This window comes from Moorena sp. SIO2C4 (genome assembly GCF_010672485.1).
Taxonomy (GTDB): Bacteria; Cyanobacteriota; Cyanobacteriia; order Cyanobacteriales; family Coleofasciculaceae; genus Moorena; species Moorena producens.
The window spans coordinates 1-7,647 of record NZ_JAAHGN010000279.1 but is presented as its reverse complement, the minus strand read 5'-3'; the positions used below and the strand labels follow the sequence as shown (position 1 = coordinate 7,647).

Genomic DNA, 7,647 nt, shown 5'->3' with positions numbered 1-7,647 from the left:
TGGCAAAGCCCGAATCGCATGATTATCCACAATTGCTGTAACTTACGACAGTAAAGGATTTTCACCCTTTGTTGCTGTTGCTAGCTCTATCGGGATTATCCCAAATTGCTGAAATTTTCGATAACTATAGAAATTGCTCATGCTAACGCGATGCTCGGTACGAGCCGCTACGCGTACGCGATTATCCACAATTGTTGGAATTTTCGATAACTCACGCGCGTTGCTCAAGTTAGCTCTATCGCGATTATCCCAAATTGCTGAAATTACCAACAGTAAACGATTTTCACCCTTTGTTGCTGTTGCTAGCTCTATCGGGATTATCCCAAATTGCTGGAATTTTCGATAACTACCGAAACTGATTAAGCTAGCTCTATCGGGATTATCCCAAATTGCTGGAATTTTCGATAACTATCGCGCGTTGCTGAAGAAGCGCGCTATCATGATTAGCCCAAATTGCTGGAATTTTCGATAACTATCGCGCGTTGCTCAAAAAGGCGCGATCGCGAAGCGTCGGGCAAAGCCCGAATCGCATGATTTCCCAAATTGCTGGAATTTACGACAGTAAAGGATTTTCACCCCTTGTTAATCAATTTAGTATGATAATGATTATCCCAAATTACGGTAATTTCCGATAACTATCGGGCGTTGCTGAAGAAGCGCGCTATCGTAATTATCCCAAATTGCTGGAATTTTCGATAACTAACGCGCGTTGCTCAAGTCAACGCGATCGCGAAGCGTCGGGCAAAGCCCGAATCGCACTCTTATCCCAAATTGCTGAAATTACCAACAGTAAACGATTTTCACGCTTTGTTGCTGTTGCTAGCTCTATCATGATTAGCCCAAATTGCTGGAATTTTCGATAACTACCGAAACTGATTAAGCTAGCACTATCGTGATTTCCCAAATTGCTGGAGTTTCCAACAGTCAAGGATTTTCACGCTTTGTTGCTCAAAAAGGCGCGATTGACCGTAGATCAAGCTACGCGATCGCATTCTCTCAACATTGCTCAAATCAGCAACACTGACTGGATTAAGCTGAATCCACTTAACCTAGCGCTAGTCTTTTACATTGCGATGCTCGGTACGAGCCGCTACGCGTACGCACTCTTTCCCAAATTGCTGAAATTTCCAACACTGACTGGATTAAGCTGAATCCACTTAACCTAGCGCTATACTTATCCATAAGTATCCTCAATGCTGAAAATTGGGCGTTGCTGATTCTGGGTATGGTTTCGCCCCCCTAGCCCCCCAATTCTGCGGTGCGACCCGTGGCGAATTTAATTCGCCGACGGAAAGCGCACCGGTGGGGGAACAAAACTTTCAAAATCCCCCAAATTTGGGGGATTTAGGGGGCTTTAACAAAACCATATGATCGCGCATTCATTCCTTAATTCAGCAACGCCGAAAATTACTGCAATTTCCAACATATTGCTCAACCCTTGCTACCACAAGACCTAGGACTATACCAATTACTCTTAGGAGTAGCAGTATTCGGTTCAGCAGTCAAAATAATTGTACCATCCTCCCCCACTATCCAACCCTGAGCTTCCACTATTTTCTTCTTGGGACGAGCAGGAGTAGGAGTATGGGCAGCACGACGTTTCCCTCTCATGGGTAGGTAACTGACATCAGGAGTAGGAGTAGAGGTAGCTTCTTCGATAGTCTCTTCTTCGGTATCAAGGGTAATCCAATCTACCAGTACAGACCGTTGATTGATGGGGTCTAGGGGACTTGGAGGTAAGCCACCCCGTCCAGTAACAATGAATTCACCCAGTTCATCTACCGCTACTTTTCCACTCCTGGGACAGTTAGCAACAATTAATGCTGAGGGGTCAACTAGTGATGTTGGTAAGATCTCAGGATCCTGTGCTGAGTTGGTAATATCCCTGGTCACAGTCCCAGATTGACCGCCGCTAAAGCTAAGCGCTGCTATTTCACTACTATTATTCTGAAAAGCTAAGGATGGATCTATATTTCCAGATGGGTCGATAAACGCACTAGTATCTTCCAGTACGTTCATATTGAATAAGCCCTGAAGGGTGATTTTGATGTTTCCACCATCACCATCCTGAGCATTAGCGAATATATCGCTACCTTTGTCATCATTATTTAGAGGTAGCGCTACTAATACTCCACCATCAATAGTTATGTTCCCGCCTTTGACATTTTTACCTGTAGCATCAGCCAAGATTAAGCTATTGTTATCAAGTATGATCACTCCTGGCACATCGATATCAATAGTTGCTGCTTCTTCGTTTTCCTTGGGATTTTTTCCAGTAGCAGCTACAAGTTGGCCGTTGTCTAGGGTTAGAGAATCAGCCTTAATGGTCAGTTTGCCAGCCTCTCCTAGGTTGCTCTCATCCACCTCACCGTTCTCATCCACTTCAGTCTCTGGAAACCCTTGTTCTGTTAATGGCACACCGCTTACTGCTATTCGTGCTCCCTTCTCGACAGTTAGCTCGTCTGTTTCTATAGTCACATTTTGAGCAGTACCACCTTCGGTTGATTGAGTGAATATTCCTGCGGGAGATTTAGACTTATTTGGTAGAGTTCCAGTTAACAACACTAAGTCTTTAGCCACCACTTCCACATTTCCTGCAGTTCCTCTTTCGGTAGAAGCAGAAATCTGACTGTTGTTTACGGTCAAGGTGTCTACATCTAAGGTTATGCTCCCACCTCGGTTTTCTGTGCTTTTTTCGGAAGTAGCAATAATTTCAGCACCATCGGTTAGTTGCACGTCATCGGCATCAATTTGGATATCACCACCGGGAAAGTTACTTTCGCTTTTAGCATCTAATCGTGCATCATTCGATAGACGCAAGCTGGGTGTTGTGATCTCAATACGCCCTCCTTTCCCCTCAGCTCCTGTTTGAGTTTGGGTGGCTATTTTAGTATCTCTTTTCACACCAGAAATTTCTACAAAATCCGTGGCATTGATTGTAATATCACCTGCTGGGATTATGCCCTCAGTAGACGCTTCTATTCTTCCTCCATCTTTGAGGGATAGAGAACGAGCTTCAATGTCAATGTTAGCAGCGCCTCCTTCTAAGGTTTGATTGTTTCCAGCATCCTCATCTATCTGAGTTTTGATGGCGCTGCTTTGGCCGGTAATCTCAATCTTATCTTTAACCGTTATTTCAATATTTCCCGGTTTTCCCTTACTTCTCTTTTTAGCCTCAGCAGTGATATTGCTCTTATTGCTTAAAGAAAGTGAACCAGCTTCAATAATTATCTTTCCACCATCGCCTCTAGCTTCCTTTTGAGATTTCGCTTCAATTTTAGCCCGATCTTCCATGATGAAGTCTCCATCAACTATGATGGTAATATCTCCCGCTTTTCCAGCTCCTGATGTATTAGCCGTTATACCACTAGAGCCTGATCTATTTGGTCCAATCATCGTCAGTAACCCCACACGGATGTCTATCGTCCCGCCGTTACCTCTAGTGTTTTTGTCAGTCTTAGCCGTAATTTGGACTTGACCTCTCCTAGATTCAGGTTCGCTCGGATTACGAGAATCAAGCAATAGGGACTTAGCTTGGATTTCAATACCCCCGCTAGCTCCTGAAGATTTTTGTTTAGCCACATTCTCAATTTTGCTGCCGAATTTCAGCTCAACTGCTCCCCCAGCCAAGATGGTAATTTTTCCCCCATCTGCTGCCCCTCCATTAAAGATTTGAAGTCGGCTGTTATCGTTGAGGGTAACATTGCCCAAGACATTTAATAAGACATCTCCGGGACGGCCTTTTTTATCGTTTTTATCTACGTTTTTGTTTTCAACTTGTTCTGTTCTAATCGTACCTTTCTTTTTCAGTTCTACATTGCCACTCACATCAATGGTAATGTTGCCGCTATCACCATCTCCCTTTGTTCTTGCCGAAATTCCTGGTGTTTCTTTCTCAGATTCCACCATCAGGGAGCCAGCAGTAATTTGAATAGTGCCTCCTGTGCCACCTTCAGTATCAGTGAAGGTAAAGATTCCATGCTGACTTCCGTCACGAGAAGCAATAATGGAAACTGAGTCATCAGCGGTGATAACAATATCACCGCCTTTCTGACCATTGACCTTAGTTATGGTGAAGATGCCCTGCTCTTTATTAGAAGTTTCTACTTCCAAAGAATCAGCAATAATTTCAATGTCACCACCATCAACATTGCTATCTTTCGCTACCGAAGTTTCTATAGCGCTATCTTTAATTACAACATTCCCTTTCTTGACGCCATCGGGAAAATCTAAACCCAGCTTGTCACCCTCTTGAGTCAAAGCTACTTCTCCTGGTGCGCCCAATCCTGCTAACAGAATATTCCCACCTTCATTCGTGGATATCTTACTATCTTGCTTACTATTCTCTTTCTTACTAACTTCAATATCACCACCGAGCAACAACAGATTATCAACCGCTAGCTTTTCCAACTTAGCTTGACTAGTAATATTACCGGGAATTTGATTAAAGAAGAACACGTTAGGATTAACTGTCAACAATGGCGACGGAGGTTCTGGATTAGAGGCACTAAACACTCCTTGATTCCCAAACCCAATCCCATCAGCAGTGGTGCCCACAAAAGAACCGGATACATCCAGCTTCGCTTTATCCCCAAAGAAAATCCCCTTGGGATTAATCAAGAACAAATTCGCTCCACCATCCACACCCAAGGTGCCAAGAATATTAGAAGGATTAGCACCAGTTACCCGAGAAATAATATTTTCAATCCCAGCTGGATTAGCAAAATAAACGCTTTGTCCGTCTGAGACATTAAACTCTAGGAAACTGTGGAACAAATTGATATCTCGGATTGCTCCCCCTTTAATTAGATCAACAATTTTCCCATTTACCTCACCAGAGCCCAGGTCTAGCTGTGAGGTTTCTCCCGGGGGCAAGGTGCTATCAGGAGTAATCTGAGCATGAGCTTGGTTAGCTGAAAATGCGATCGCTCCGCTAATGGCTAAGCATAGCGCTAAACCAAACTGACTGTTATAGCGTTTCAAGACATCTAATGCCATGGGATTTGTTCTCCTGAGCCTGGGGAGGGGTATTTAACTTAAGCTATCAGCTTATGCGCTACGCGCACGCTACGCGAACAGTTATCAGCTATCAGCTTGCCCATTGACGCAAGCTACGTGGGCTTTATTTTAAGCTGACGGCTGACGGCTAATTGCTGACAACTGATGTTTGATTAATAGTCGGTTCAAGCTGCTATTGCTACTAGCAATACTAATTATTACTGCTGGGTATAATAACAGAAATTATTATACCTATATTTGCTAGCAATTGATGTGAATTTTTGTGACATATTTGTGACATTAAAGTTAGCCAGAGCTACAGGGATGGGTCTCTAAGGCATAAGCAAGGCATTATAGGGAGCCAAAATCCATCGTGATCATTTTTGTTCCTTGTTCCCTTAAAGCTGTTTGACCTGATGGTGCGTTACGGGTCGGGCTGTTTCAAGCGGAAACAGGCGGAAAATCAGAGCTAGCCCGCCCCTAAAGCACCCTACGCCACTAGACAAAGTCTGATAATGTAATAAAATGTAAATAAAGTTAAAAACTATTCATAAAATAATCTGGCTAAGGACTTGATAAAAAATAAAAAATGTGTTAAAGAAAGAAGCCAATGGGGTGATCTTACCTGGTGTGTCCTATAGCCACCTAGTAAAAGCCTTGGTAATTCCCGGCAAAACTCGGAAGTTATCTAGCTAGGTTGCAGGCCAAGGATTAGTTTCCTACGTTGTTTTAGTCATGATACCTGGGAGTGACCTCCAGCTCCCAGCTCTATCGTCAACTATTAAGTTGAAGGCAAAATGTGTGGTTGGCAAAACACAAGCTATTACAACATGGCCGAGGAAAACATTACCGATTTGAGGCGCACTAAAAATGCAAAATTACGTATTTGTTATTGATACGAACAAGCGACCACTAAACCCTATATCGCCAAAGAAGGCACGACGCCTATTAGATAAAGGAAAAGCTGCGGTTTTTAGAATGTATCCATTTACGATCATCCTTAAGACTGCGATCCCAAATCCGACTATCTCACCAAGTCAAATCAAGATAGATCCGGGAAGTAAAACTACTGGGTTTGCCATAGTTCAAAACGACCAAGTTATTTGGGCAATGGAGCTAGAACACAGAGGGGCACTGATCAAGAAAAAACTAGAATCCAGAAGCGCCGTTAGGCGTGGGAGACGTAATCGTAATACCCGTTACAGGAAGCCAAGGTTCCTTAACCGCAGGCGTCCGGAGGGTTGGATTGCTCCGAGTTTGGAACACAGGGTCTTAACTACTGAAACCTGGGTGAAACGACTGATCAAGTTTTGTCCAGTCAATCAGATCTGGATCGAAAGAGTTAAGTTTGACACCCAAAAAATGCAGAATCCTGAAGTCAATGGTACTGAGTACCAACAAGGTGAACTGGCCGGGTATGAAGTGAGGGAGTATTTGCTTGAGAAGTGGGGAAGGGAGTGTGCCTATTGTGGCAAGCAAAATGTTCCTCTACAGATTGAGCATATTCACCCAAAATCATGTGGTGGAAGCGACCGGGTCAGCAATCTTTGTCTGGCCTGCGAAAAATGCAATCGACGGAAAGGGAATAAGCCTATAGAGGAATTCCTAAAGAAGAAGCCAAGCTTACTTCAAAAAATCAAAACCAAGGCAAAACAACCATTAATGGATGCAGCAGCGGTAAATACGACTCGGAACAAGATAGTGAAGGTACTCAAAGAAATAAAACCTGTAGTTACCGGCACGGGTGCTCAGACAAAATATAACCGAACTAGGTTGGGACTACCTAAGCAGCATTGGATTGATGCCGCTTGTGTTGGAGATATCAAAACTTTGGTGTTAAAGACATCTCAGCCACTGTTGGTTACCTGCAAAGGACAGGGAGGAAGGCAGAAAGCTGCACTGAATAAATATGGCTACCCCATCAGGTATAACCCATTGAAACCTATTAAGGGGTGGTCCAGTGGTGATATAGCTAAAAACCTTTTGACGGGGGAGTTTGGAAGGGTTAACCCTAGGAGCAAAAGTAACTCCTTTAATTACACAGTTCCCGGAAAAAAGGCAATAAGTTTACACCTCAAGAATTTACTTAGGGTCCACTTGAAGGATGGTTATACTTATGGCTTTTGCTGATGATTACCAAGAACTGCCTGAAAATAAGCCTCCTATTTATATGCAGGAAGATTGGGCAAGAGGTTATGACTCCCAACCCAATGAATACGATTATTGGATTGATCAAGTAGAAGGGGAAATTCCTCAGGAGTTGCAGGGCACTTGGTTACGGAATGGTCCTGGTTTGCTGGATATTAATGGTTACCGGGTGCATCATCCATTTGATGGGGATGGGATGATTTGTGCGATCGCGTAGCGTGACCTACGGTCAATCGCATTTGATCACGGTCGAGCTCATTTTCGGAATCGGTTTGTATGCACAGAGGGCTTCTTAGCGGAACAGAAAGCGGGGAAACCGGTATATCGAGGAGTGTTTGGCACTCAGAAGCCTGGGGGTTGGTTAGCCAATCTATTTGATATCAAACTTAAAAATATTGCTAATACCAATGTGATCTACTGGGGTGGCAAGCTCTTAGCCTTATGGGAAGTAAAAAAAAAAAAAAAAACAAGACATCGCTCGTGTCGCCCTCTAAAATGAAA

The 7,647-nt window shown here is 43.6% G+C and carries 5 protein-coding genes and 1 pseudogene; 4 read left to right on the top strand and 2 right to left on the bottom strand.

The genetic code is table 11. From position 1 onward, the window contains the following. Nucleotides 1-139: 139 nt before the first annotated feature. Nucleotides 140-346, top strand: a complete 207-nt coding sequence (locus F6K20_RS16120; protein WP_287263370.1) for a hypothetical protein — start codon at nt 140-142, stop codon at nt 344-346. Between the two features lie 372 nt (nt 347-718). Here F6K20_RS16120 and F6K20_RS16115 read toward each other — a convergent pair whose 3' ends face one another. Next, a complete protein-coding gene (locus F6K20_RS16115; RefSeq protein WP_287295303.1) occupies nt 719-904 on the bottom strand; it encodes a hypothetical protein in 186 nt (61 codons plus the stop codon). A gap of 1 nt (nt 905) precedes the next feature. On the opposite strand from F6K20_RS16115, the gene F6K20_RS16110 reads away from it, so the two are divergent. Continuing rightward, entirely contained in the window at nt 906-1,151 is a 246-nt protein-coding gene (locus F6K20_RS16110; RefSeq protein ID WP_008189069.1) for a hypothetical protein, read from the top strand. Between the two features lie 280 nt (nt 1,152-1,431). Here the strand turns inward: F6K20_RS16110 and F6K20_RS16105 are convergent, their stop codons facing one another. Beyond that, nucleotides 1,432-4,998, bottom strand: a complete 3,567-nt coding sequence (locus F6K20_RS16105) for a filamentous hemagglutinin N-terminal domain-containing protein (RefSeq protein WP_287295301.1) — start codon at nt 4,996-4,998, stop codon at nt 1,432-1,434. Between the two features lie 870 nt (nt 4,999-5,868). Here F6K20_RS16105 and iscB point away from each other — a divergent pair. Beyond that, nucleotides 5,869-7,128 (top strand): RNA-guided endonuclease IscB, encoded by a 1,260-nt coding sequence (iscB, locus tag F6K20_RS16100; protein WP_008189072.1) that lies wholly within the window; start codon nt 5,869-5,871, stop codon nt 7,126-7,128. A 40-nt stretch (nt 7,129-7,168) separates the two neighbouring features. Continuing rightward, nucleotides 7,169-7,594, top strand: a pseudogene (locus tag F6K20_RS16095) (carotenoid oxygenase family protein); the annotation flags it as partial. Between the last annotated feature and the right edge of the window lie 53 nt (nt 7,595-7,647).

Excerpts from the sequence above, each read along its gene's own strand:
- F6K20_RS16120 (WP_287263370.1), top strand. The coding sequence starts at position 140 with ATGCTAACGCGATGCTCGGTACGAGCCGCTACGCGTACGCGATTATCC.
- iscB (WP_008189072.1), top strand. The coding sequence starts at position 5,869 with ATGCAAAATTACGTATTTGTTATTGATACGAACAAGCGACCACTAAAC.
- F6K20_RS16105 (WP_287295301.1), bottom strand. The coding sequence starts at position 4,998 with ATGGCATTAGATGTCTTGAAACGCTATAACAGTCAGTTTGGTTTAGCG.